Here is a 24,262-nt window from a genome sequence, read left to right as displayed (position 1 = left end):
ACGCGGGTCATTATACCCCCCTGCAATACCCTTTCGCTGTAGCGTGAAATGCGCGAGCAATATACCTACGTGAATGTATAGGTATTGCCGTTATATAAAGGCTTCAGGCGAAGTATGTCAACGTCAGGGTTATGCGGATTTTTCATACACGAGTGGCTGAAAGAAAAAAGCCTTATGATGGCTATACTATCAGGGACGTTTTGCCCCAAATTGCCCCTATTTCTGACACGTATCATCGGCATAACACAAAAATCATCACAATTTTCCGCCACCGGCGCTACAATCGACCGCAGTCACAATTCTCAAATCAGAAGAGTATTGCTAATGAAAAACATCAATCCAACGCAGACATCTGCCTGGCAGGCACTACAAAAACACTTTGATGAAATGAAAGACGTTACCATCGCGGACCTGTTCGCGAAAGATAGCGACCGTTTCACTAAGTTTTCCGCAACGTTCGACGATCTGATGCTGGTGGATTTCTCCAAAAACCGCATCACCGAAGAAACGTTGGCAAAACTGCAGGATCTGGCCAAAGAGACCTTCCTGGCAGACGCCATTAAGTCCATGTTCTCCGGCGAAAAGATTAACCGTACTGAAGATCGTGCGGTACTGCACGTTGCGCTGCGTAACCGTAGCAATACTCCGATTGTGGTTGATGGCAAAGATGTGATGCCGGAAGTGAACGCGGTGCTTGAGAAGATGAAATCCTTCTCTGAAGCCATTATCTCCGGTAACTGGAAAGGCTATACCGGCAAAGCGATTACCGACGTGGTTAACATCGGTATCGGCGGCTCCGACCTTGGCCCGTTCATGGTGACCGAAGCGCTGCGCCCGTACAAAAATCATCTGAATATGCACTTTGTGTCTAACGTCGATGGCACCCACATCGCCGAAGTGCTGAAAGGCGTGAACCCGGAAACCACCCTGTTCCTGGTCGCTTCTAAAACCTTTACCACTCAGGAAACCATGACCAACGCCCACAGCGCGCGCGATTGGTTCCTGGCGACCGCTGGCGATGAGAAGCACGTGGCGAAACACTTTGCCGCGCTCTCGACCAACGGTAAAGCAGTCGGCGAATTCGGTATCGACACCGCCAACATGTTCGAATTCTGGGACTGGGTCGGCGGTCGTTACTCACTGTGGTCAGCCATCGGCCTGTCGATCATCCTGTCCGTCGGCTTCGACAACTTTGTTGAGCTGCTGTCCGGCGCGCATGCGATGGACAAACACTTCTCCACTACCGCGCCGGAGAAAAACCTGCCGGTGCTGCTGGCGCTGATTGGTATCTGGTACAACAATTTCTTCGGTGCTGAAACCGAAGCGATTCTGCCGTACGACCAGTATATGCACCGCTTTGCCGCTTACTTCCAGCAGGGCAATATGGAATCTAACGGCAAATACGTTGACCGTAACGGCAACGCCGTGGATTACCAGACTGGCCCAATCATCTGGGGCGAGCCGGGTACTAACGGTCAGCATGCGTTCTACCAGCTGATTCACCAGGGGACCAAAATGGTGCCTTGCGACTTTATCGCCCCGGCGGTTACCCACAACCCGTTGTCCGATCACCATCCGAAGCTGCTGTCTAACTTCTTCGCACAGACTGAAGCGCTGGCGTTTGGTAAATCCCGCGAAGTGGTTGAGCAGGAATATCGCGATCAGGGTAAAGACCCGGCGACCCTGGACCACGTGGTGCCGTTTAAAGTGTTCGAAGGTAACCGTCCGACCAACTCCATCCTGCTGCGTGAAATCACTCCGTTCAGCCTGGGCGCGCTGATTGCCCTGTATGAACACAAGATCTTCACTCAGGGTGTGATTATGAACATCTTCACCTTCGACCAGTGGGGCGTTGAGCTGGGCAAACAGCTGGCTAACCGCATCCTGCCGGAACTGAAAGATGGCAGCGAAGTGAGCAGCCACGACAGTTCTACCAACGGTCTGATTAACCGCTATAAATCCTGGCGTGCATAATTAGACTGACGTCTGAGCGGGCCTGCGGATGGTAGATTGTTTTGTAGGCCGTGCAAGGCGTTAGCCGCCGCCCGGCAAAAATGCGAGCACAATGCCGACCCACGTGGTCGGCATTTTTTATTCTAACCGCCGCAACAGCTTCGCCGGGTTTCCCGCCCACACGCCTTTCTCGGTAATCGACTTCGTCACCACGCTGCCTGCGCCGATCACCGCGCCATCGCAGATGCTGACCGCCAGGATAGTCGCGCCGCTGCCAATCGACACATCGCTGCCAATCACAATTCTCCCCCAGCTTTCGCGGTCTGCGTTGGGCTTGCCGTCGCGGAACATATCGTTGGCGAACATCACCCCGTGGCCGATAAAACAACGCTCGCCGATGGTGACGTACTCGCAAATAAAGGTATGGGATTGAATTTTGCTGTTGTTGCCGATACGGGTATAGCCCTGAATTTCAACGAACGGCCCGACGAAGACATTATCGCCAAGCGTGCAGTCGTAGAGGTTGGCGGGCTGGTAAATCACCACGTTCTCGCCGCTGGTGACGTTGCGAATAGCAGTTTCTCGAAGCGTATGCATGCTGCCTCTCAGATCTGTTTGGCCAGAATATGTAATGTGCTTTGTTGGGTGGCGGAATGAAATTCAACGTCTTTCACGTGCTGCATCCCCTGACGCTCATAGAAACGACGGGCGCGAGTATTGGCGTCGAGCACTTCCAGCCATAGCCAGCTTTCACCGGCCTCTTTTGCTCGCGTCTCAATGGCGTTAAAAAACTGCTCGCCGTAGCGATGCCCCGTTGCGTCAGGCAGCAGGTAGAGCTTATGCAGTAGCGTGCCGGACGGGCCATCGGGGTTGATATCCTGGCGGCAGGCGTATTTAGCAAAGCCAATCGGGTGCGTGGCTTCAGCAATTAACCAGCAGCACTGCGTATCGGCCAGGCTGCGTTCCAGAGAGGCCATGGAATACTCTTGCCGCAGGTAGAGTTCCATCTCGTCGGCGTTATGCCAGAGGTGAGCAAAGTGGTGGCGGTAGCTGGCATTACCCATTTCGTTGAGCAAGGCTGCATCTTCTGGCCCTGCAATACGAATTTTGAACATGGTTGTTTCCTTTTTAACCTGTCAGTGTGGCAAGTGATTGTTACATCTACGCCGCCGGTGGCAAAAAGTTAACGAATAATGTCGATCTGGATCACACTTTTGCGTTATACAGGTCACAAATAATGATGATTATGAGGTGTATCTATGCCGCCGGTTTATCGTCCGTTGGTGAGTTTTATCGCAACCGCAATGCAAACCGTTTTGAACCTCGGCCTGCTGTGCCTGGGGATTATTCTGATTGTTTTTCTGGGCAAGGAGACACTGCATCTGGCGCACGTGCTGTTTACCCCGGAGCCAGTCAGCAAGTACAAGCTGGTGGAAGGGCTGGTGGTTTACTTCCTCTATTTTGAGTTTATTGCGCTGATTGTGAAGTACTTCGAATCGGGATTTCACTTCCCGCTACGCTATTTTGTCTATATCGGCATTACCGCTATCGTACGCCTGATTATTATCGATCATGACTCGCCGATGGCGGTGCTGATTTACTCCGCCGCGATCCTGATTCTGGTGATTACGCTCTGGCTGTGTAACTCCAACCGCCTGAAACGCGAATAAAAAAAAGCGGCCTCCAGGGCCGCTGACCAACAGTCACAAATATAATTTATGTAGGGTCCAGTTGAGGATAGCAGTGGCATTTGCCTTACTTTTTCAGCTGAGGGTGACAGCGGCAATACCCGGTTGGGGTCGTGCATTGCCGCTAAATCGTCATCCCTCCTCTGAAATTTGGGGCGGGTGTTACAAAAACTTAACCTTTCACTCCGCCTGCCGTCAGGCCGTTAACCAACCAGCGCTGGGCCAGCAGGAACACCACAGTAATCGGGATAGCGGAGAGTACCGCCGCAGCGGCAAAGTCGCCCCACAGATAGTTCTGCGGGTTGAGATACTGCTGCATTCCGACCGCCAGGGTGTAGCTGTTCACATCGCGCAGCAGTAGCGAGGCTACAGGCACTTCGGTAATCGCGGCGATGAACGACAGAATAAACACTACCGCCAGAATCGGCACCGACAGCGGGAGCAGCACCAGGCGGAAAGCCTGCCACGGGGTCGCGCCATCCAGCGCCGCTGCTTCTTCCAGCGAGCCGTCAATGGTTTCGAAATACCCTTTAATCGTCCAGACGTGCAGCGCGATACCGCCCATGTAGGCGAAGATTACGCCGCCGTGGGTATTCAGGCCGACAAACGGCACGTACTGGCCGAGGCGATCAAACAAGGCATACAGAGCAACCAGCGACAGAACCGCCGGGAACATCTGGAAAATCAGCATCCCTTTGAGCAGCGTGGCTTTACCCGGGAAACGCATACGGGCAAAAGCGTAAGCACAGGTGGTAGAGAGCGCGACGATACCAATCGCGGTAATGCCCGCCACCTTGATGGAGTTCCACAGCCACAGCAGGACCGGGAAGGGGGGCGGCGTGACGCGACCGTCAGCGTGTTCAACGCTAAAGCCTAACGCCAGCCGCCAGTGCTCCCAGGAGATACTTTCAGGGATCAGGCTACCGGTAGCGAAGTTACCTTCGCGCAGAGAGATAGCGATGACCATCAGCAGCGGGAACATAATCGCCGCGATAAAAATCAGTAGCAGGAGATGCGTCGTCAGTAGACGCAGCTTCTGAGATTTGGGTTGAACCATAGCCATAATATTTTTACTCCCCTTGATACCGCTCCAGGCTATTTTGCTTGCCATTTTGAACTCGGGCAGTGCTCAGAATCCTCACGTACTACGTGTACGCTCCGGTTCTTCCGCGCTGGCCGAGCTCAAACTGCCCGCGCCAATGACGCCTGGTTATTCCAATTAATCGAACTTCATACGTGTGGCTTTCAGGTTAATAATCGCCAGCGCGCCTACTAACAGGAAGATCAGCGTAGCGATAGCCGCCGCGAGGCCGAAGTCCTGGCCGCCGCCGCCTTCGAAGGCGATACGGTAGGTATAGCTCACCAACAGGTCTGTATAGCCCGCTGGCGTGGTGGTGCCGAGTCGGTCCGGCCCGCCGTTGGTCAACAGCTGAATCAGCACGAAGTTGTTAAAGTTAAACGCGAAACTGGCGATCATCAGCGGCGTTAGCGGCTTGATCAGCAGCGGCAGCGTAATCTTAAAGAAGTTCTGGAACGGGGTTGCGCCGTCCATTGCCGAGGCTTCATACAGGTCGTCAGGAATCGCTTTCAGCAGGCCCATGCACAGAATCATCATGTACGGATAGCCGAGCCAGGTGTTGACGATGATGATCATGGTACGTGCGGTAATCGGGTCGCTAAACCAGGCCGGTTTAATGCCGAACAGCGCGCTGAGCATCATGTTGATCTCACCAAAGCTCTGGTTGAACAACCCTTTGAAAATCAGAATCGAGATAAACGACGGTACGGCGTAAGGCAGAATCAGCAGTACGCGGTAAATCGCTTTGCCTTTTAGGGCTTCCCACTGCACGAGGCAGGCGAGAATCATCCCTACCGCGACGGTCAGAATGACGGTCAGGATGGAGAATACTACCGTCCAGACGAAGATTGCGAAGAACGGTTTCTGAATACCTTCGTCCTGGAACACGCGGGTGAAGTTATCCCAGCCGATGGTCACCGTATAGCCTGGGCTCAGCTTTTCGCTGCCCCAGCTGCCATCGGCGTTAACGGCCTGGTAGAAGCCAACATCAGCATTCGGACGATACTTCACGCCGCTCTGGTTGTTGGTCAGCATGCCGTCATCCGCCAGCGCATACAGCGGTTGGGTGCCGGAGAATTGACGTAGCGAACTCATGATGACTTTGCTTTCGTCGGGCAGTATCGCGGTCAGCTGGTTCAGGGCGGTACGGTTTTGCGTAATGACACGCAGGTTAGCGCGTTCACCTTCCGGCAGCGCATCGGCTTCTTTAAGGGCCAGCTTCTGCTCGCCGCCGAATTTAAACGCATCGGAAAGGTAGTTTTTGCCGCTGTCGCCGTCGGTCAGCGCCAGCTTCCACTCATCTCCAGCGGGATAGAGTGCGAAGTTGTAGGATTTACCCGCCTGGAAAGAGCGGTCCATCAGCACTTGCTGAGCGCGTTCGAAGGTCAGCTGGTTGGTGCTGCTGTAGTTGGTAAAAGCGATAGCGATGGTGCAGATCAACGGGAACAGAACGAACAGTCCCATCCCGGCAACACCCGGATAAACATAGCGCCAGGCATAGGCCTTGCGATTGGAAAAAATATACAGGCCAACCGAGCTTAAAATCAGCGTCATGATGGCAAACAGGTACTCCCCCTGGGCGTACATCAAAACAACAAGGTAACCCACCAGCAGGCACAGCAAGCCGATCACAGACCATGTGAGCTGCGGGCTTTGCCACCAGTGTTTCTTTTTCACGACATCCATGGGGATCATCCTCTTTACACTTTATCCTTCTCGCTACCTCTTTGTTGGCTGCGGATGCGCACCCCAGTCACTTACCGATGTAAGCTCCTGGGGATTTGCATCCTTGCCGCCTCGATGTAGCGCGAATGATTTCGTGTAACAACGTATTCAATAAACCTTACTTCCTAAGAAATAAGGGAAACTGTATTACTTGGTGATACGAGCCTGTGCATCTTTCAGCGCGGCATCGACGGTCTGACGACCGCTAGCTGCGTTGATAACCGCGGTACGTACGGCATACCAGAAAGCGGACATCTGTGGGATGTTCGGCATGATTTCGCCTTTCTGGGCGTTCGCCATGGTGGCGGCGATACGCGGATCTTTTTCCAGTTTCTCCTGGAAGGATTTCAGCGCAACGGCACCCAGCGGTTTGTCCTTGTTCACTTCATCCAGACCCTGGTCGGTCATCAGGTAGTTTTCGAGGAACTCTTTCGCCAGTTCTTTGTTCGGGCTGGCGGCGTTAATACCGGCGCTCAGAACACCAACGAACGGTTTGGACGCGTTGCCTTTAAAGGTTGGCAGCAGGGTAACGCCGTAGTTAACCTTGCTCTTATCAATGTTAGACCATGCCCACGGACCGTTGATGGTCATCGCGGTATCGCCTTTGTTGAATGCCGCTTCAGCGATGGAGTAGTCGGTGTCGGCGTTCATGTGTTTGTTTTTGATAAGGTCGACCAGGAAGGTCAGGCCTGCTTTCGCGCCAGCGCTATCAACGCCAACGTTTTTCACGTCATATTTGCCGTTTTCAAACTTGAACGCGTAACCGCCGTCGGCAGCAATCAGCGGCCAAGTGAAGTACGGTTCTTGCAGGTTAAACATCAGCGCGCTCTTACCTTTCGCTTTCAGTTCTTTATCCAGCGCAGGGATCTCTTCCCAGGTTTTCGGCGGGTTTGGTACCAGGTCTTTGTTGTAAATCAGCGACAGCGCTTCTACCGCGACCGGGTAGGCAATCAGTTTGCCGTTATAGCGTACGGCGTCCCAGGTGAATGGATACAGTTTGTCCTGGAAGGCTTTGTCCGGGGTGATTTCTGCCAGCAGGCCAGATTGGGCATAGCCGCCGAAACGGTCATGGGCCCAGAAGATGATGTCCGGGCCGTCGCCGGTTGCAGCAACCTGCGGGAATTTCTCTTCCAGCTTGTCAGGGTGTTCGATGGAAACTTTAATGCCAGTGTCTTTTTCGAACTTTTTACCGACTTCAGCGAGGCCGTTGTAGCCTTTGTCGCCGTTAATCCAGATAACCAGCTTACCTTCTTCTATTTTCGCGAGGGCAGAGGCGGAAAACATCATCGTGGTCAATGCAGACAGCGCGAGGATGCGAGCGCCAGTTTTGATTTTCATATACCCGTCCTATTTGGTGATGTGCTCGTGGATACACTTGGATGGCTTAACGGTGATGAGTTTCCTTTTTTAACAACCTCTTTCCATCCTCCCTATGTCTACGCCCCACCCATCGTTTGTGTGATCTCCATTGCAGAATCGCCGGTTATGAGCCCTGGAGCACATAAAAACGAGGCCATTTTTGTCGCCTACATCACGAAATCGGTATCAGCCCGTCCCCCCCGGAGGCGAGACGTCATCTCTCATCCTCCCGTCTCCTCCCCCATAAAAAAGCCGGGGGTGGAGGATTTACCAGATTTATGAATACCGCATAGTCAGCCCATCTTGAATGTGTCGTTAAGTGACTGGTTGTAACGAAGGGAGAAGGGCATGGCGAGCGTACAGCTGCGAAATGTAACGAAAGCCTGGGGCGACGTGGTGGTATCGAAAGATATCAATCTCGAGATCCAGGATGGGGAGTTCGTCGTGTTTGTTGGCCCATCGGGCTGCGGCAAATCCACCCTGCTGCGTATGATTGCCGGGCTGGAAACGGTGACCAGCGGCGATCTTATGATTGGCGATACCCGAATGAACGATGTCCCGCCCGCCGAACGTGGTATCGGGATGGTGTTTCAGTCTTATGCGCTTTACCCCCACCTTTCCGTCGCGGAAAACATGTCTTTCGGCCTGAAGCTGGCCGGTGCCAAAAAAGACCTGATTAATCAACGCGTCACCCAGGTAGCAGAAGTCCTGCAACTGGCTCATCTGCTGGAGCGTAAACCAAAAGCGCTTTCCGGCGGTCAGCGTCAGCGTGTGGCGATTGGCCGTACCCTGGTGGCCGAACCGCGCGTTTTCCTGCTTGATGAACCTCTCTCTAACCTTGATGCCGCGCTGCGCGTACAGATGCGTATCGAGATTTCCCGTCTGCATAAGCGCCTTGGGCGCACGATGATTTACGTGACCCACGATCAGGTCGAGGCGATGACCCTCGCTGACAAAATCGTGGTACTGGATGCCGGTCGCGTCGCGCAGGTCGGGAAACCGCTTGAGCTTTATCACTACCCGGCGGATCGCTTCGTCGCGGGCTTTATTGGCTCGCCGAAGATGAACTTCCTGCCGGTTAAAGTCACCGCTACCGCCATTGAACAGGTTCAGGTGGAACTGCCTAACCGCCAGCAAATCTGGCTGCCGGTGGACAGCGCCCGCGTTCAGGTCGGCGCGAATATGTCCTTAGGGATTCGCCCGGAACATCTGCTGCCCAGCGATATCGCTGACGTCACCCTCGAAGGCGTGATTCAGGTGGTGGAACAGCTTGGTAACGAAACACAAATTCATATCCAGATCCCCGCCATCCGTCAAAACCTGGTTTACCGCCAGAACGACGTGGTGCTGGTCGAAGAGGGAGCCACATTCGCCATCGGCTTGCCGCCGGAGCGTTGCCATTTATTCCGTGAGGATGGCACCGCTTGTCGTCGGCTGCATAAAGAGCCGGGCGTGTAAGGCTTCCCATTAAAAAAAACGTGCACCCTGGAGCGCCGAAAAACAGGCGCAACAACAGGCGAAGCGTTCAAAGAAAAGCAATGATCTCAGGAGATAGAATGATGATTACTCTGCGCAAACTTCCACTGGCGATCGCCGTTGCAGCAGGCGTTATGTCTGCTCAGGCGCTGGCCGTTGATTTCCATGGCTATGCTCGTTCTGGTATCGGCTGGACCGGTAGCGGTGGCGAACAACAATGTTTCCAGGCAACGGGTGCTCAAAGCAAATACCGTCTTGGTAACGAATGTGAGACTTATGCAGAACTGAAGCTGGGTCAGGAAGTGTGGAAAGAGGGCGATAAGAGCTTCTACTTCGACACCAACGTGGCCTACTCCGTAGCACAGCAGAACGACTGGGAAGGTACCGACCCTGCGTTCCGTGAAGCGAACGTCCAGGGTAAAAACCTGATTGACTGGCTGCCAGGCTCCACCATCTGGGCCGGTAAGCGCTTCTACCAGCGTCATGACGTTCACATGATCGACTTCTACTACTGGGATATCTCTGGTCCTGGTGCCGGTATCGAAAACGTAGACCTGGGCTTCGGTAAACTGTCTCTGGCAGCAACTCGTTCTCAGGAAGCGGGTGGTTCTTATGCTTTCAGCAGCCAGAATATTTATGACAAAACCAAAGATACTGCGAACGACGTCTTTGACGTGCGTTTAGCGCAGATGGCTATCAACCCAGACGGCATGCTGGAACTGGGTGTTGACTACGGTCGTGCAAATACCACCGATGATTACAGCCTGGCAAACGGTGCCTCTAAAGATGGCTGGATGTTCACCGCTGAACATACTCAGAGCATGCTGAAAGGCTACAACAAGTTTGTTGTTCAGTACGCCACTGACTCCATGACCACACAGGGTAAAGGCCTGTCCCAGGGTTCCTTCGGTTCTTCTAGCGTGACCATTGATGGCGTGAGATATGCCAACAATGTTGTAAATAACAACGGTAGCCTGGTGCGCGTATTAGACCACGGTGCAATCTCTCTGGGTGACGATTGGGACCTGATGTACGTTGGTATGTACCAGAATATCGACATGGATAACGACCTGGGAACCGAATGGTATACCGTGGGTATCCGTCCAATGTACAAATGGACGCCAATCATGAGCACCCTGCTGGAAGTTGGCTACGACAACGTGAAATCTCAGCAGACTGGCGATCGTAACAGCCAGTACAAAATCACCCTGGCACAACAATGGCAGGCGGGCGACAGCATCTGGTCTCGTCCAGCTATCCGTGTGTTCGCAACTTATGCGAAATGGGATGAAAACTGGGGCTACGCGAAAAACAGCAACGGCGATGCAACTCGTTATGCCGTTTCAAGCAACTCCAGAACGTCCAACACCAGCCGCGGCGACAGCGATGAGTTCTCCTTCGGTGCGCAGATGGAAATCTGGTGGTAATGCAGCGCTAACCTAAAGTAATAATCTGATGAGGGGCGCAAGCCCCTCTATTTCATAAGGTTTAGCGCGCTATTGCCTGGCCACCGCTAGATCGGCGATTTCTGAGGTTATCATAATGAAAATGAAAAAAAGTCTCGTTGCTCTGTGCTTAACCGCTGGATTAATGGCGAGCGTCCCGGGTATCAGCCTTGCTGACGTAAACTATGTGCCGCAAAACACCAGCGCCGCGCCAACCATCCCGATGTCGTCCCTGCAGCAGTTGACCTGGACGCCGGTCGACCAATCTAAAGTCCAGTCCACGCAGATTGCCGTGGGCGGACAAACGCTGAATGTTCCAGGTATCACCGGTAAAGTTGTTGCTTACAGCGTACCGGCTAACATTGGCGAACTGACGCTGACGCTCACCAGCGAAGTGAACAAACAAACTACTGTCTTTGCGCCGAATGTGTTGATTCTTGATCAGAATATGACACCTTCTGCCTACTTCCCAAGCAGCTACTTTACCTACCAGGAACCGGGCGTCATGAGCGCTGACCGTCTGGAAGGTGTTATGCGTCTGACGCCAGCGCTGGGGCAGCAAAAACTGTACGTCCTGGTCTTTACCACTGAACAAGATCTCCAGCAGACCACCAAGCTGTTGGACCCGGCAAAAGCTTATGCCAAAGGTATTGGCAACGCGATCCCGGATATTCCAGACCCGATTGCCAGGCACACCACTGATGGCGTGCTGAAGCTAAAAGTGAAAACCAATAGCGGCTCTAGCGTGCTGGTCGGCCCGCTGTTTGGCTCTTCCGGCCCTGGCCCTGTAACCGTCGGTAATACGGCGGCGCCTGTTGCTGCACCGGTAGCCGCCCCAGCTCCGGCGGCGAAAAGTGAGCCGATGCTTGATGACACCGAAACCTACTTCAACAACGGTATCAAGCAGGCTGTCGCGAAAGGCGATATCGACAAGGCTCTGAAATTGATGAACGAAGCTGAACGTCTTGGCTCGAAATCTGCTCGTTCCACCTTTATCAGCAGTGTAAAAGGCAAGGGGTGATCGTCTCCCCACAATGCTGATGTTTAGGCACAGCCTTTAGGTGCGTCCGCCTGGCCGCACCTTTTTTTATCGCGCGATAGCCGCTGTTGCATGGCTGTTGCGCGGATGATCGTATATTGACGTTTGCCCGCCCCCACCGCCCCATTCTGCGATACAATAGTTTCTCGTTATGTTCCGGAGAATCAGGCATGTCACATCCTGCGCTGACGCAACTGCGTGCGCTGCGTTATTTTGCCACTCAGCCCCCGCTGGACGCACATCTGCGCGATTGGTTATTGCTTGAAGACTCAATGACCAAACGTTTTGAGCAACAAGGGAAAAAAATCAGCGTCATCATGGTGAACGAAGGTTTTGTTGGACGCGAAGCGCTGGCGGGTGAAGAGACCCTGCTCGCGGATGAACCGCGCTACTGGCTACGGGAAATTATCCTTTGTGCCGATGACGAACCCTGGCTGGCCGGCCGGACTATCGTGCCGGAGTCGACGCTCAATGGTCCGGAATTGGCGCTGCAACAGCTTGGGCAGACGCCGCTGGGCCGCTATCTGTTTACGTCGTCTACGTTAACCCGTGATTTTATTGAAATCGGTCGTCATGCAGAGCTTTGGGGGCGTCGTTCCCGCCTCCGGCTGAGTGGCAAACCGCTGCTGCTGACAGAATTGTTTCTGCCTGCATCGCCGTTGTATTAAGAGGAAGAGAAAATGGAGTGGAGTCTGACGCAGAACAAGCTGTTGGCGTTTCACCGCCTGATGCGGACTGACAAACCGATCGGCGCGCTGCTGCTGCTGTGGCCGACGCTATGGGCGCTGTGGGTAGCAACGCCGGGGATACCCCCGCTGTGGATCCTCGCCGTTTTTGTCGCGGGCGTCTGGCTGATGCGCGCTGCCGGCTGCGTAGTGAATGACTATGCAGATCGTAAGTTTGACGGCCACGTTAAGCGCACCGCCCGCCGCCCGCTGCCAAGCGGCGACGTTACCGAAAAAGAGGCGCGAACGCTGTTTGTTGTGCTGGTGCTGTTCTCGTTTCTGCTGGTGTTGACCTTAAACACCATGACCATTTTGCTGTCGGTTGCCGCGCTGGCGCTGGCCTGGGTCTATCCGTTTATGAAACGCTACACCCACCTGCCACAAGTGGTGCTGGGCGCGGCGTTCGGCTGGTCGATTCCGATGGCCTTTTCTGCGGTGAGTGAATCTCTGCCGCTGAGCTGCTGGCTGATGTTTCTCGCCAATATTCTGTGGGCGGTGGCCTACGATACCCAGTATGCAATGGTCGACCGCGATGATGACGTGAAGATTGGCATTAAGTCGACGGCGATTCTGTTTGGCGACAACGACCGTTTAATTATTGGGATTTTACAGGTGGCGGTACTGGCGCTGATGGCGGCAGTGGGCTGGCTGAGCGGTCTGGGCTGGGAGTATTACTGGTCATTGTTTATCGCCGCAGCGCTGTTTGTCTGGCAGCAGAAGCTGATATTTAAACGTGAACGCGATGACTGCTTTAAGGCGTTTTTAAATAATAACTACGTGGGGCTGGTGCTGTTTCTTGGCCTGGCGATGGGGTATATGCAGTAGTTTTGTGGTTTACCCGGCTTGCGGCGTAAACGCCTTAGCCGGGCTACAAAACCGCATTATTCTGGTTGCCCGGCTAAGCGTAGCGCAAGCCGGGATCGCTCTTCAAACGTTACGCTTCATCCTGAGTAACGCTTTCAATCGTTAGACGCACATCAGAAGTAATCAGGTCTGCCAGCATGCGGTAGATCTTCAACGTCTCTTCTGGCTCGGCATCCCCGGTATCGCTGATATAGCCTCTATCACGCAGAGTCAGCACCAAAGTACTAAACACCGCCTTATCGAAGAACTCCGGCGCGTTGATACCGTGCAGCACGGACAGACGCTGAGCCACGGTGCGGCTCTCTTTCTCCAGCGAACTACGGTTCATGGACGGGTTGGCACTCAGCAGCCAGAAGGTGATGGCATAACGCTGCAGCGTTTCGCGCGCGCCTGCGGCCAGCAGTTGCAGAGAGCGGGCGTGAGACGGATTGACGCTCACTTCGTCTTCGTTCAGGGCGATCAGCCCCTGACGCTGCATCTCAGCAATCAGCGCATCGACGACGCCCCCCAGCTCGGCTTTCTCCCAACGCAGGAACAGCTCAGCCTTCAGGAATGGATAGAACATCTCGACATGACGCAATATTTCGGCACGGGTAATGCGACGATGCTGGGTCACAATGGCGGCTAACAGCGACGGCATCACCAGCATGTGGGCGATGTTGTTGCGGTAATAGGTCATCAACACTGCCTGCTCGCGCGGCAGAATGATGATATCGCCAATGGTGTCTTTCTCGACTTCGAACTTGTTCATCTGTAGCGCGTGGTCGATAAGCTCGCTGGCGGAGGCCTCAGGTGTTGTGGCATCCGGCGAATAAGGCACGTTGCGCAGCAGAGCGAGATAGCACTCCAGCTGTTCGGTGAGCTGCTCGCGGGTCAGAGAACGCTGACGTGAGGCCAGCAGCGCGGTACAGCACAGGTTCATGGCGTTTGCCGCGCCGGCGTTATTGATACGCACCATCAGATCGGAGGCGATATTGTTCACCGTCGGCGTCAACCATGACGGACGGACCGCTTCGATAGGATCGATAGCCTCGCGCCAGTCAGGGACATGCTGATTGAGATAGGTCATCAACGGCAGCGGTTCGCCGAAGTTGACGTAGCCCTGGCCGAGGTTGCGCAGCTTGCTGAGGCCTTTCAACATCTGCGGCAGGCTCTCTTTCTCTTTCGTCGCCCCGCGCAGCTCTTTGGCGTAGGTACCGACTTCCATCACGTGCTCGTAGCCAATATAAATCGGCACCAGGGTGATAGGGCGGGTACCGCCGCGCAGCATCGCCTGGATCGTCATCGACAGGGTGCCGGTTTTTGGGTCCAGCAGGCGTCCGGTACGTGAACGACCACCCTCAACGAAGTACTCCACGGAGTAACCGCGACTGAACAGCTCGCCCAAATATTCGCGGAACACCGTCGAATAGAGCTTATTCCCTTTGAAGGTGCGGCGAATAAAGAACGCGCCACCACGACGGAAAATCGGCCCGGCAGGCCAGAAGTTCAGGTTGATACCGGCGGCGATATGCGGCGGCACCAAACCCTGGTGATAGATGACGTAAGAGAGCAGCAGATAGTCCATATGGCTGCGGTGGCACGGAACATAGACTATCTCGTGGCCTTCATGCGCCAGCTGGCGTACGCGCTCGGCGTTATGGACGTTAATGCCCTGATACAGCCGGTTCCAGGTGAAACCCAGTACGCGGTCGGTCAGACGAATCATTTCATAAGAGAAGTTTGCGGCGATCTCTTCCATCAAGGCGATGGCGTTTTGCTGGGCCTTCTCGTGGGAGATTTTCTTGCTACGCGCTTCGTCTTCTACCGCGCGGGCAATGGCTTTTGACGCCAGCAGCTTGTTGAACAGATCCTGGCGCGCAGGTAGGCGCGGGCCGACCGCCGCCAGACGCTGACGGGCGAAGTGCATACGCGCCACGCGGGCCAGCTTTTGGGCGATAATTTTATCGGTACCGTGCTCGTCTGCCATTTTACGCAGAGAGACCGAAGGCGAGAAACGCACAAAGCTGTCGCGACCCAACCACAGAACGGCGAAGAATTTTTGAATGCCGTTTAGCATACGCAGCGGCGGGTTCACTTCGCCTTTTTCACGCCCTGGAGCACGACCAAACATCACAGAAACCGGCACCATCTGCACGTCAAGATCGGGATGGTTACGGTGCAGATCCAGGTAATCATGGAACAGCTTGATGGATTCTTCTTTTGGCGTGTAGTAGGTGAAAACACGCGGGCCGCCGTGAATAAACACGTAGCGGGGAAGCAGGGTACCATCGATCTCCAGCGGCTCAAGCGGGTCCGGTAACTCATGTTCCAGACATTGAGCGCGAAGCGTCAGCAGGTCCGCCTTCGAATTGTAGGGCAGGACGTACATGATGGGACGTGAGGTATCCAGGCCCAATTCCTGAGCAGGTTGTGCCGGAATTGACTTGCTTTTTACCAGTGCCCTTAATGGTAAATTCAGTAATTTATAGTAAATTCGTTGCCAGCCAGACATAGACGATGTGAAGCCTCTGGTTAATCATGCAAATGCGCCGCAAGAATAACAGAAAGTGCGCAAAATTTCCGTTGTAACGCGGCAAACGCGTACACTCATTGACGTCATTTACATAAAAAGGTTTGTTTGATGGCCAATAATACCACTGGGTTAACTCGAATCGTTAAAGCAGCGGGGTATTCCTGGAAAGGATTCCGTGCGGCGTGGATCAATGAGGCCGCATTTCGTCAGGAAGGCATCGCTGCCATTATTGCCGTGGTGATAGCCTGCTGGCTGGATGTCGATGCCATCACGCGCGTTTTGCTGATTGGCTCGGTCCTGATAGTGATGATAGTTGAAATTATTAACAGCGCGATCGAAGCGGTTGTTGACCGTATTGGCCCTGAACATCATGAGTTGTCTGGCCGCGCGAAAGATATGGGTTCTGCGGCGGTCCTGTTGGCGATTATTATCGCGTTGATCACATGGGGAACGCTGTTGTGGGCAAACTACCGCTAAGTCTTGCCATAGCGGCTCGCAAAACGGAAAGAAACTCCTGATTTTTGTGTGAAATATGGTTCCAAAATCACCGTTAGCTGTATATACTCACAGCATAACTGTATATACACCCAGGGGGCGGAATGAAAGCGTTAACGACCAGGCAGCGAGAGGTGTTTGATCTCATTCGGGATCATATCAGCCAGACGGGCATGCCGCCGACGCGTGCGGAGATTGCTCAGCGCTTGGGGTTTCGTTCCCCAAACGCGGCGGAAGAACACCTGAAAGCGCTGGCGCGTAAAGGCGCAATCGAGATCGTTTCCGGTGCCTCCCGCGGTATCCGTCTGCTGACGGAAGAAGAAAACGGCCTGCCGCTTGTCGGCCGCGTCGCAGCAGGTGAACCACTGCTCGCACAGCAGCACATCGAAGGCCACTACCAGGTCGATCCGGCAATGTTTAAGCCGAATGCCGATTTTCTGCTGCGCGTAAGCGGAATGTCGATGAAAGACATCGGTATCCTGGATGGCGACCTGCTCGCGGTACATAAAACTCAGGATGTGCGCAATGGCCAGGTTGTTGTGGCCCGCATTGACGATGAAGTCACCGTGAAGCGTCTGAAAAAACAGGGTAACGTCGTCGAACTGCTACCTGAAAACAGCGAATTTACCCCGATCGTGGTGGATTTACGCCAGCAAAGTTTCACTATTGAAGGTCTGGCTGTCGGCGTTATCCGCAACGGCAACTGGCAGTAACCTCTTCATCTCGCAGCATCATCTGATGCATGGTGCTGCGCTGTTTTCCCTCTTCATTTGGGCTCTTCCCCATGCTTTTTAACGCCGCCGATAAAGCCCTGTGGCGCTTAGCGCTGCCCATGATTTTCTCCAATATCACCGTTCCTTTGCTGGGGCTGGTGGATACCGCCGTTATTGGTCATCTTGATAGTCCGATTTATCTGGGCGGCGTTGCGGTTGGCGCGATGGCGACCAGCTTTCTCTTCATGCTGCTCCTGTTTTTGCGCATGAGTACTACGGGTTTGACGGCTCAGGCATTCGGCGCGAAAGATCCGCAACGGCTGGCGCGTGCGCTGGTGCAGCCGCTGGGGCTGGCACTGGCTGCCGGGATAGCCATCGTCCTATTCAGAATGCCGTTAATTAATCTGGCGCTGCACATCGTCGGCGGCAGTGATGCGGTGCTTGAACAGGCCCGCCGTTTCCTCGAGATTCGTTGGCTGAGCGCTCCGGCATCTCTGGCAAATCTAGTGCTGCTGGGCTGGCTGTTGGGCGTGCAGTATGCCCGTGCACCGGTGATCCTGCTGGTTGTCGGCAATGTACTCAACATCGTGCTTGATTTATGGCTGGTGATGGGCCTGCATATGAACGTGCAGGGCGCAGCTCTGGCGACCGTAACAGCTGAATACGCCACCTTTTTCATCGGACTCGTTATGGCGAAGCGCGTGCTGGTACTACGGGGCGTTTCGCTATCGATGCTGAAAAACGCCTGGCGCGGCGATGTGCGTCGTCTCCTTGCGCTGAACCGCGACATTATGCTGCGCTCGCTGCTGCTACAGCTATGCTTTGGGGCGATGACGGTATACGGTGCCCGGCTCGGCGCTGATGTTGTAGCGGTCAATGCGGTGTTGATGACGATGCTGACCTTTACCGCCTACGCGCTGGATGGTTTCGCCTACGCCGTGGAGGCGCACTCCGGGCAGGCTTACGGTGCCCGCGACGGCAGCCAATTGCTTGAGGTCTGGCGTGCGGCCTGCCGTCAGTCAGGCATGGTAGCGCTGGCGTTTGCGCTGATTTACAGCCTTGCTGGCGAGCAGATTATCGCCTTGTTAACGTCGCTCCCTTCTCTGCAGCAGCTTGCCGACCGCTATCTCATCTGGCAGACAATACTGCCGGTCATTGGCGTCTGGTGCTACTTGTTGGATGGTATGTTTATCGGCGCAACGCGCGGTGCCGAGATGCGTAACAGCATGGCGGTAGCGGCGGCGGGATTCGCCCTGACGCTGCTGACGGTGCCGGTTCTTGGTAATCATGGTCTATGGTTGGCGCTGGCGGTGTTTCTTGCCCTGCGCGGGGCTTCACTGGCGATTGTCTGGCGGCGTCACTGGCAGCGCGGCACCTGGTTTTCATAGCGTGCATTGTTCAGATGGTGGTTAAAGATTCCGAATAATAAATCTTACTCAGAATACTCATCTATAGTTAAGTCATGTCCGGCACACAGCGGGCTGTTCATTCACCGAACGATCACCGAACGATGAGGATGACATGATGAATAAAGATGAAATCGGCGGTAACTGGAAACAGTTGAAAGGTAAAGCGAAAGAACAATGGGGCAAACTTACCGACGATGATATGACCGTCATCGAGGGTAAGCGCGACCAGCTGGTTGGCAGAATTCAGGAACGCTATGGATACGCCAAAGACCAGGCCGAGAAAGAAGTGAAGGATTGGGAAACTAAAAACGATTATCGCTGGTAGCGACTAACGTTCGTGTTTTAACCCGTGGTTATTGCCTGCCCGAATGGTACATGGAGGTACCTATACCCTTGATTCCCGCTGCGGCTAACGCCTCAGCGGGCTTTCTTTTTGATCTGGATGGTGTGGTCATGATGGCAGTGCCCTGGCGTACTGCACGCTTCCACCTCCACACAGGCGGCGCACAGGCCGTGAGCTTCAATCACATTGTGACGCAGGGCAAAACCCATTCTTGCCGCCAGCGTATGCATAATATCTTCTACACCTTCCGCGCACTCTTCTTTGACGCTGCCGCAGCGGTCGCAGATAAACATCGCCGAGCTGTGGGTTGGCTGATCGAAAAGGTGGCACAGTACGTAGCTATTGGTGGACTCCACCTTATGCACGAACCCTTGCTCCAGCAGAAACTCCAGCGCCCGATAAACCGTCGGCGGTTTAGCCTGAGGTTCTTTTTCGCGCAGCAGATCGAGCAGGTCATAGGCGCTAATAGCCCCTTTTTGCAGGCTCATTAGACGCAACACTTCAAGGCGCTGCGGGGTCAGGCGCACGCCACGCTGCGCGCAGAGCTTTTCAGCATGCGCTAACATTTGTTGCGAAGTGGTCTTATCCATGAGCGTCCTCTGGTTGCGTGAATTCGAAGCTGTTACTTTATCACGATCCCAGTAAAACACCGAGACCCGCCAGGTGTGCTATACATGATGCATCTCATTTTCGGGAAAAAACGATGAAACGACCTGATTGCATTCGACATTGGCGCGAACTGGAAGGTGCGGACGATTCCACCTATCCCGACAGTACGGAGCTTTTCTCTATTGGCGCACCGTTGGCGCGCGGCCTGCGCCTGAACCGCTTAGGGATTCATCACGAGCGCTTGCTGCCCGGGCGTCGTACCTCTTATCCGCATGCGGAAAGTGACGAAGAAGAATTTATCTACGTGCTGGATGGTTATCCTGAAGTGTGGATCAACGGCTATCTCTGGAAGCTGGAGCCGGGGGATAGCGTCGGTTTTCCTGCCGGAACCGGCGTTTGCCACACTTTCCTTAACAACACCGAACAGGAAGTTCGCCTGTTAGTGGTGGGGGAGGCGAACAAAAAATTTAATCGCATTTACTATCCGCTTAACCCCGGTTATGCCGCCACGCGCCAGGATCGCTGGGTCGATCATCCACCGCAGTTTTTTGGCCCGCACGACGGTAAGCCGCGGAGAAAATAGCGCTTCTTACCGGATAGAGGATGTGAACGCTGGCGCGATGCGCCAGTGGTTTATCTTTATGCTATAGTAGCGCCCCTTTTTACCCGGATGCTTATTTATTCGCCATGATGTCAGAATCAACGCCTACTGCTTTTGCTGCTCACCGTTTTTCCATCGCGCCGATGCTCGACTGGACCGACAGACACTGCCGTTACTTCCTGCGTCAACTGTCGCGCCATACGCTGCTGTACACCGAAATGGTGACCACCGGCGCGATTATCCACGGCAAAGGCGACTATCTGGCCTATAGCGAAGAAGAACATCCGGTTGCTTTGCAACTGGGCGGCAGCGATCCGGCTGCGTTGGCGCACTGCGCGAAGCTGGCGCAAGCGCGCGGATACGATGAAATAAACCTCAACGTCGGCTGCCCTTCCGATCGCGTGCAAAACGGCATGTTTGGTGCCTGCCTGATGGGTAACGCGCAACTGGTGGCGGATTGCGTCAAGGCGATGCGCGACGTGGTGTCCATCCCGGTGACGGTTAAAACCCGTATTGGCATTGACGACCAGGATAGCTACGAATTTCTCTGCGATTTCATTGAAACCGTGTCCGGTCGCGGCGAGTGCGAGATGTTTATCATCCATGCGCGTAAAGCCTGGCTTTCCGGCCTGAGCCCGAAAGAGAATCGTGAGATCCCACCGCTGGACTACCCGCGCGTTTACCAGCTCAAGCGCGATTTCCCGCACCTGACCATGTCCATCAACGGCGGCATCAAGTCGCTGGAAGAGGCAAAGCTGCACCTTGAGCATATGGATGGGGTGATGGTGGGGCGTGAGGCTTATCAGAATCCGGGTATTCTGGCTTCGGTTGACCGGGAAATTTTCGGCATTGAAGGCATCGATCCCGACCCGGTTGCCGTGGTTCGCGCGATGTATCCTTATATCGAACGTGAACTGAGTAGCGGCACTTACCTGGGCCATGTGACGCGTCATATGCTGGGGTTATTTCAGGGGATCCCGGGCGCACGTCAATGGCGTCGCTATCTGAGTGAGAATGCGCATAAAGCCGGTGCCGATATTAATGTGCTGGAGCAGGCGTTGCAGCTGGTTGCCGACAAGCGTTAATTTTTTCACTAAAACCTGGTCAAATTCACCACGCCTTGCGTTAATTACGCAGGGCGTTTTGCTTCAAATTCAATAGTTTAAATTTGGCACGTTTTTTGTAATATCCGGGAAGACATACAGAAATTCTTTGGGGAGAAGACGATGCTGGAACTCTTATTTGTTATTGGCTTTTTTGTCATGCTGTTGGTTACCGGCGTATCGCTGCTGGGAATTATCGCCGCAATAGTCGTCGCAACCGCGCTGATGTTTGTCGGCGGCCTGTTTGCATTAATGATTAAACTGTTGCCATGGTTGCTGCTGGCCGTTGTCGTCGTCTGGGTGATTCGGGCGATAAAATCGCCAACTGAAAGTCGTTATCGCCGTAATAACCGTTGGCGTTACTAAGGTATTGAGCGGTATGTCACAACCTGAAGATTTTTGCATAAAGCAGCGTAGGCTTTGCTTATTAAATCTGTCACTATTAGCGCGTTAACGAATTCATCGAGCTGTACCCTACATACAGCCGAACAAAAAAAGTAAGGGCTTCCCATGTGGAAGCCCTAAACTTTTGTGCTCCGGCCATTACGGTAATAGCAAACTCGAACCCTGCGTTGCCCGACTTTCCAGCACCTCATGTGCGCGTCTGGCATCGGTTAATGCATATTTTTGGCTCTCCGCCACATCCACTTTTATCACGCCGCTGGCAATTAGCGAGAACAGCTCATTGCTGGCTTCCGTCAGCTCTTCGCGGGTGGTGATATAGCCTTGCAGCGAAGGGCGGGTCACATATAGCGAACCCTTCTGGTTGAGGATCCCAAGGTTCACGCCGGTCACCGGGCCGGACGAGTTGCCGAAGCTGACCATCAGTCCCCGGCGCTGTAGGCAGTCGAGTGACGCCTCCCAGGTATCTTTGCCTACCGAGTCATAGACCACGTTAACTTTCTTACCGCCGGTTATCTCTTTTAAGCGCTCGACGATATTCTCGTCACGATAGTTAATGATCTCCCAGGCTCCGGCCTGTTTAGCGCGCTCAGCTTTTTGCGCGCTGCCGACGGTGCCGATCAGTTTAGCGCCCAGCGCTTTTGCCCACTGACAGGCAATCAATCCTACGCCACCGGCCGCCGCGTGAAACAGGAACGGTTCACCCGCCTTAATTTCGTGGGTTTTGCGCAGCAGATAATAGACCGTCAACCCTTTCAGGAATGAGGCTGCCGCCTGCTCGAAAGAGATAGCGTCAGGTAAAATGGCGGCTTTATCGGCAGGTACGTTATGCACCGAACTGTAGGCCCCCAGGGGGGATTGCGCATAAACCACCCGATCGCCCGCTTTAATATGCTTCACGCCGCTGCCGACTTTACTCACTACGCCTGCGGCTTCGGTGCCCAGTCCGCTCGGTAGAGAGGGGGGCGGATAAAGGCCGCTGCGGATGTAAGTATCAATGTAGTTGATACCGATGGCTTTGTTTTCTACCTGAATTTCGTGCTCCGCCGGATCCTTCGGTGTGAACTCCGCCGCTTGCAGAACTTCAGGCCCTCCGTGCTTGTGAAATTCAATACGTGTTGCCATGCTTCCTCCATAAATGTGGTAATCTTTCGACCCATTCACTATCTCGGTAACTCCATTCACTATGGCAGGAAATAAACCCTTCAACAAACCACAGACTGAACCCCGTGACCGCGATTATCAGGTTGCCGGGCTGAAAGTCCCGCCGCACTCGATTGAAGCGGAGCAGTCGGTGTTGGGTGGTTTAATGCTGGATAACGAACGCTGGGACGATGTCGCTGAGCGCGTGGTTTCAGAAGACTTTTATACTCGCCCGCATCGCCATATTTTTACCGAAATGGCGCGCCTGCAAGAATCGGGTAGCCCGATTGACCTGATCACGCTCGCGGAATCGCTGGAGCGTCAGGGGCAACTGGACAGCGTCGGCGGCTTCGCCTATCTGGCTGAATTATCGAAAAATACGCCAAGCGCAGCGAACATTAGCGCTTATGCCGATATTGTGCGCGAACGTGCAGTTGTGCGTGAAATGATCTCGGTGGCGAATGAAATCGCTGAGGCCGGTTTCGACCCCCAGGGCCGTACCAGTGAAGACCTGCTCGATCTGGCTGAGTCCAGAGTCTTCAAGATCGCCGAAAGCCGCGCCAATAAAGATGAAGGCCCCAAAAATATCGCCGATGTTCTGGATGCCACCGTTGCGCGTATCGAACAGTTGTTCCAGCAACCGCATGATGGTGTCACCGGAGTGAACACCGGCTATGACGACCTGAACAAAAAGACGGCGGGTCTCCAGCCGTCAGACCTGATTATTGTCGCAGCCCGTCCGTCGATGGGTAAAACAACCTTTGCGATGAACATCGTCGAAAACGCAGCGATGTTGCAGGATAAGCCGGTTCTTATCTTCAGTCTCGAGATGCCCTCGGAACAGATTATGATGCGTACGCTAGCTTCGCTGTCGCGCGTTGACCAGACCCGCATTCGTACCGGTCAGCTTGACGACGAAGATTGGGCGCGTATCTCCGGCACCATGGGGATCTTGCTGGAAAAACGCAACATCTATATTGATGACTCCTCCGGTCTGACGCCGACGGAAGTGCGCTCCCGCGCGCGCCGTATTGCCCGTGAACATGATGGTATCGGTCTTATCATGATCGACTACCTGCAGTTGATGCGCGTGCCGTCGCTCTCCGATAACCGAACTCTGGAAATCGCCGAAATTTCCCGCTCTTTGAAGGCGCTGGCCAAAGAACTTCATGTCCCGGTGGTCGCACTGTCGCAGCTTAACCGCTCTCTGGAACAGCGTGCGGATAAGCGCCCAGTTAACTCGGACCTGCGTGAATCCGGCTCCATCGAGCAGGATGCCGACTTAATCATGTTTATCTATCGTGACGAGGTGTATCACGAGAACAGTGATTTAAAGGGCATTGCCGAAATTATTATTGGTAAACAGCGTAACGGCCCCATCGGGACGGTACGTTTGACGTTTAACGGTCAGTGGTCGCGCTTTGATAACTATGCCGGGCCACAATACGACGACGAGTAAATCTCCGTCATCCTTCATGCCGCAGATGCGTTGACTACGCCTGTTCACCCCAGCCACTTAGTTTACTAAGCTCCCGGGGATTCTCAGGCTTGTCGCCTTCCTGCAACACGAATGATTT

23 protein-coding genes are annotated in these 24,262 nt (G+C 54.2%); 15 read left to right on the top strand and 8 right to left on the bottom strand.

The features are described from left to right. Positions 1–324 precede the first annotated feature (324 nt). A complete protein-coding gene (gene pgi, locus ACMYSL_RS27255) occupies positions 325–1,974 on the top strand; it encodes a glucose-6-phosphate isomerase (protein ID WP_112215904.1) in 1,650 nt (549 codons plus the stop codon). Between the two features lie 117 nt (positions 1,975–2,091). On the opposite strand, the gene ACMYSL_RS27250 is transcribed toward pgi, so the two are convergent. Together ACMYSL_RS27250 and ACMYSL_RS27245 are read right to left on the bottom strand one after the other, a co-directional pair. Further along, a complete protein-coding gene (locus ACMYSL_RS27250; protein WP_434660672.1) occupies positions 2,092–2,550 on the bottom strand; it encodes an acyltransferase in 459 nt (152 codons plus the stop codon). Between the two features lie 8 nt (positions 2,551–2,558). Beyond that, the gene (locus ACMYSL_RS27245) at positions 2,559–3,068 is read right to left on the bottom strand and encodes a GNAT family N-acetyltransferase (RefSeq protein WP_434660670.1); all 510 of its coding nucleotides are present in this window, start codon (positions 3,066–3,068) and stop codon (positions 2,559–2,561) included. 144 nt (positions 3,069–3,212) lie between these two features. Here ACMYSL_RS27245 and psiE point away from each other — a divergent pair, with 144 nt between their 5' ends. After that, complete coding sequence (gene psiE, locus ACMYSL_RS27240; protein WP_110277227.1) at positions 3,213–3,623, top strand: phosphate-starvation-inducible protein PsiE; 411 nt, start codon at positions 3,213–3,215, stop codon at positions 3,621–3,623. Between the two features lie 190 nt (positions 3,624–3,813). Here psiE and malG read toward each other — a convergent pair whose 3' ends face one another. The 3 genes from malG to malE all read right to left on the bottom strand — a co-directional run bounded on the left by malG (position 3,814) and on the right by malE (position 7,782). Next, entirely contained in the window at positions 3,814–4,704 is an 891-nt protein-coding gene (gene malG / locus ACMYSL_RS27235) for a maltose ABC transporter permease MalG (RefSeq protein WP_004109572.1), read from the bottom strand. Positions 4,705–4,860: 156 nt separating this feature from the next. Continuing rightward, positions 4,861–6,405 carry a maltose ABC transporter permease MalF gene (gene malF / locus ACMYSL_RS27230; RefSeq protein ID WP_434660668.1) on the bottom strand — a complete coding sequence of 515 codons (1,545 nt, stop codon included), beginning with the start codon at positions 6,403–6,405 and terminating at the stop codon, positions 4,861–4,863. Between the two features lie 186 nt (positions 6,406–6,591). Next, positions 6,592–7,782, bottom strand: coding sequence for a maltose/maltodextrin ABC transporter substrate-binding protein MalE (gene malE / locus ACMYSL_RS27225; RefSeq protein ID WP_110277224.1), 1,191 nt, complete (start codon positions 7,780–7,782; stop codon positions 6,592–6,594). A gap of 369 nt (positions 7,783–8,151) precedes the next feature. On the opposite strand from malE, the gene malK reads away from it, so the two are divergent. The 5 genes from malK (at position 8,152) to ubiA (ending at position 13,313) form a co-directional block, all read left to right on the top strand. Beyond that, positions 8,152–9,261 carry a maltose/maltodextrin ABC transporter ATP-binding protein MalK gene (gene malK / locus ACMYSL_RS27220; protein ID WP_110277223.1) on the top strand — a complete coding sequence of 370 codons (1,110 nt, stop codon included), beginning with the start codon at positions 8,152–8,154 and terminating at the stop codon, positions 9,259–9,261. A 98-nt stretch (positions 9,262–9,359) separates the two neighbouring features. Then, on the top strand, positions 9,360–10,706 hold the full coding sequence (locus ACMYSL_RS27215; RefSeq protein ID WP_304255108.1) for a maltoporin: 1,347 nt from the start codon (positions 9,360–9,362) through the stop codon (positions 10,704–10,706). 115 nt (positions 10,707–10,821) lie between these two features. Then, positions 10,822–11,745 carry a maltose operon protein MalM gene (gene malM / locus ACMYSL_RS27210; protein WP_434660664.1) on the top strand — a complete coding sequence of 308 codons (924 nt, stop codon included), beginning with the start codon at positions 10,822–10,824 and terminating at the stop codon, positions 11,743–11,745. Between the two features lie 188 nt (positions 11,746–11,933). Continuing rightward, complete coding sequence (gene ubiC, locus ACMYSL_RS27205) at positions 11,934–12,431, top strand: chorismate lyase (protein ID WP_181484035.1); 498 nt, start codon at positions 11,934–11,936, stop codon at positions 12,429–12,431. Between the two features lie 12 nt (positions 12,432–12,443). Then, the gene (gene ubiA / locus ACMYSL_RS27200; protein ID WP_181484034.1) at positions 12,444–13,313 is read left to right on the top strand and encodes a 4-hydroxybenzoate octaprenyltransferase; all 870 of its coding nucleotides are present in this window, start codon (positions 12,444–12,446) and stop codon (positions 13,311–13,313) included. A gap of 109 nt (positions 13,314–13,422) precedes the next feature. Here ubiA and plsB read toward each other — a convergent pair whose 3' ends face one another. Beyond that, entirely contained in the window at positions 13,423–15,846 is a 2,424-nt protein-coding gene (plsB, locus tag ACMYSL_RS27195) for a glycerol-3-phosphate 1-O-acyltransferase PlsB (RefSeq protein WP_434660662.1), read from the bottom strand. Positions 15,847–15,975: 129 nt separating this feature from the next. Here plsB and ACMYSL_RS27190 point away from each other — a divergent pair, with 129 nt between their 5' ends. The 4 genes from ACMYSL_RS27190 (at position 15,976) to ACMYSL_RS27175 (ending at position 18,809) form a co-directional block, all read left to right on the top strand. Next, a complete protein-coding gene (locus ACMYSL_RS27190) occupies positions 15,976–16,344 on the top strand; it encodes a diacylglycerol kinase (RefSeq protein WP_110274591.1) in 369 nt (122 codons plus the stop codon). Positions 16,345–16,466: 122 nt separating this feature from the next. Next, entirely contained in the window at positions 16,467–17,075 is a 609-nt protein-coding gene (gene lexA / locus ACMYSL_RS27185) for a transcriptional repressor LexA (protein ID WP_110274590.1), read from the top strand. Positions 17,076–17,146: 71 nt separating this feature from the next. Continuing rightward, on the top strand, positions 17,147–18,463 hold the full coding sequence (gene dinF, locus ACMYSL_RS27180) for an MATE family efflux transporter DinF (protein ID WP_304255116.1): 1,317 nt from the start codon (positions 17,147–17,149) through the stop codon (positions 18,461–18,463). A gap of 136 nt (positions 18,464–18,599) precedes the next feature. After that, positions 18,600–18,809 (top strand): CsbD family protein, encoded by a 210-nt coding sequence (locus ACMYSL_RS27175; RefSeq protein WP_110274589.1) that lies wholly within the window; start codon positions 18,600–18,602, stop codon positions 18,807–18,809. A 92-nt stretch (positions 18,810–18,901) separates the two neighbouring features. On the opposite strand, the gene zur is transcribed toward ACMYSL_RS27175, so the two are convergent. Continuing rightward, positions 18,902–19,417: a zinc uptake transcriptional repressor Zur gene (zur, locus tag ACMYSL_RS27170; protein ID WP_110274588.1), complete on the bottom strand. Its 516-nt coding sequence runs from the start codon at positions 19,415–19,417 to the stop codon at positions 18,902–18,904. Between the two features lie 113 nt (positions 19,418–19,530). Between zur and ACMYSL_RS27165 the strand changes: the two genes are divergently transcribed. The 3 genes from ACMYSL_RS27165 (at position 19,531) to pspG (ending at position 21,506) form a co-directional block, all read left to right on the top strand. After that, positions 19,531–20,019 carry a cupin domain-containing protein gene (locus ACMYSL_RS27165; protein WP_110274587.1) on the top strand — a complete coding sequence of 163 codons (489 nt, stop codon included), beginning with the start codon at positions 19,531–19,533 and terminating at the stop codon, positions 20,017–20,019. Positions 20,020–20,123: 104 nt separating this feature from the next. Then, on the top strand, positions 20,124–21,122 hold the full coding sequence (dusA, locus tag ACMYSL_RS27160) for a tRNA dihydrouridine(20/20a) synthase DusA (protein ID WP_434660658.1): 999 nt from the start codon (positions 20,124–20,126) through the stop codon (positions 21,120–21,122). A gap of 141 nt (positions 21,123–21,263) precedes the next feature. After that, positions 21,264–21,506 (top strand): envelope stress response protein PspG, encoded by a 243-nt coding sequence (pspG, locus tag ACMYSL_RS27155; protein ID WP_182235641.1) that lies wholly within the window; start codon positions 21,264–21,266, stop codon positions 21,504–21,506. Between the two features lie 177 nt (positions 21,507–21,683). Here pspG and ACMYSL_RS27150 read toward each other — a convergent pair whose 3' ends face one another. Further along, positions 21,684–22,667, bottom strand: a complete 984-nt coding sequence (locus ACMYSL_RS27150; protein ID WP_304255119.1) for a quinone oxidoreductase — start codon at positions 22,665–22,667, stop codon at positions 21,684–21,686. A gap of 61 nt (positions 22,668–22,728) precedes the next feature. Here ACMYSL_RS27150 and dnaB point away from each other — a divergent pair, with 61 nt between their 5' ends. Next, the gene (gene dnaB / locus ACMYSL_RS27145; RefSeq protein ID WP_181484027.1) at positions 22,729–24,144 is read left to right on the top strand and encodes a replicative DNA helicase; all 1,416 of its coding nucleotides are present in this window, start codon (positions 22,729–22,731) and stop codon (positions 24,142–24,144) included. Positions 24,145–24,262 lie beyond the last annotated feature (118 nt).

It is taken from the genome of Klebsiella sp. MISC125 (genome assembly GCF_051131775.1).
Lineage (GTDB): Bacteria > Pseudomonadota > Gammaproteobacteria > Enterobacterales > Enterobacteriaceae > Klebsiella.
This window is presented reverse-complemented; position numbering and strand designations above follow the sequence as displayed.

What these genes read in the sequence shown, in the direction of transcription:
- ACMYSL_RS27175 (WP_110274589.1), top strand. Translation starts at nt 18,600, where the DNA reads ATGAATAAAGATGAAATCGGCGGTAACTGGAAACAGTTGAAAGGTAAA.
- zur (WP_110274588.1), bottom strand. Translation starts at nt 19,417, where the DNA reads ATGGATAAGACCACTTCGCAACAAATGTTAGCGCATGCTGAAAAGCTC.
- dinF (WP_304255116.1), top strand. Translation starts at nt 17,147, where the DNA reads ATGCTTTTTAACGCCGCCGATAAAGCCCTGTGGCGCTTAGCGCTGCCC.
- ACMYSL_RS27150 (WP_304255119.1), bottom strand. Translation starts at nt 22,667, where the DNA reads ATGGCAACACGTATTGAATTTCACAAGCACGGAGGGCCTGAAGTTCTG.
- malE (WP_110277224.1), bottom strand. Translation starts at nt 7,782, where the DNA reads ATGAAAATCAAAACTGGCGCTCGCATCCTCGCGCTGTCTGCATTGACC.
- malK (WP_110277223.1), top strand. Translation starts at nt 8,152, where the DNA reads ATGGCGAGCGTACAGCTGCGAAATGTAACGAAAGCCTGGGGCGACGTG.
- ubiA (WP_181484034.1), top strand. Translation starts at nt 12,444, where the DNA reads ATGGAGTGGAGTCTGACGCAGAACAAGCTGTTGGCGTTTCACCGCCTG.
- dnaB (WP_181484027.1), top strand. Translation starts at nt 22,729, where the DNA reads ATGGCAGGAAATAAACCCTTCAACAAACCACAGACTGAACCCCGTGAC.
- pspG (WP_182235641.1), top strand. Translation starts at nt 21,264, where the DNA reads ATGCTGGAACTCTTATTTGTTATTGGCTTTTTTGTCATGCTGTTGGTT.
- ACMYSL_RS27245 (WP_434660670.1), bottom strand. Translation starts at nt 3,068, where the DNA reads ATGTTCAAAATTCGTATTGCAGGGCCAGAAGATGCAGCCTTGCTCAAC.
- ACMYSL_RS27165 (WP_110274587.1), top strand. Translation starts at nt 19,531, where the DNA reads ATGAAACGACCTGATTGCATTCGACATTGGCGCGAACTGGAAGGTGCG.
- plsB (WP_434660662.1), bottom strand. Translation starts at nt 15,846, where the DNA reads ATGTCTGGCTGGCAACGAATTTACTATAAATTACTGAATTTACCATTA.
- ACMYSL_RS27190 (WP_110274591.1), top strand. Translation starts at nt 15,976, where the DNA reads ATGGCCAATAATACCACTGGGTTAACTCGAATCGTTAAAGCAGCGGGG.
- pgi (WP_112215904.1), top strand. Translation starts at nt 325, where the DNA reads ATGAAAAACATCAATCCAACGCAGACATCTGCCTGGCAGGCACTACAA.
- malG (WP_004109572.1), bottom strand. Translation starts at nt 4,704, where the DNA reads ATGGCTATGGTTCAACCCAAATCTCAGAAGCTGCGTCTACTGACGACG.
- malF (WP_434660668.1), bottom strand. Translation starts at nt 6,405, where the DNA reads ATGGATGTCGTGAAAAAGAAACACTGGTGGCAAAGCCCGCAGCTCACA.
- dusA (WP_434660658.1), top strand. Translation starts at nt 20,124, where the DNA reads ATGATGTCAGAATCAACGCCTACTGCTTTTGCTGCTCACCGTTTTTCC.
- ACMYSL_RS27250 (WP_434660672.1), bottom strand. Translation starts at nt 2,550, where the DNA reads ATGCATACGCTTCGAGAAACTGCTATTCGCAACGTCACCAGCGGCGAG.
- malM (WP_434660664.1), top strand. Translation starts at nt 10,822, where the DNA reads ATGAAAATGAAAAAAAGTCTCGTTGCTCTGTGCTTAACCGCTGGATTA.
- ubiC (WP_181484035.1), top strand. Translation starts at nt 11,934, where the DNA reads ATGTCACATCCTGCGCTGACGCAACTGCGTGCGCTGCGTTATTTTGCC.
- ACMYSL_RS27215 (WP_304255108.1), top strand. Translation starts at nt 9,360, where the DNA reads ATGATGATTACTCTGCGCAAACTTCCACTGGCGATCGCCGTTGCAGCA.
- psiE (WP_110277227.1), top strand. Translation starts at nt 3,213, where the DNA reads ATGCCGCCGGTTTATCGTCCGTTGGTGAGTTTTATCGCAACCGCAATG.
- lexA (WP_110274590.1), top strand. Translation starts at nt 16,467, where the DNA reads ATGAAAGCGTTAACGACCAGGCAGCGAGAGGTGTTTGATCTCATTCGG.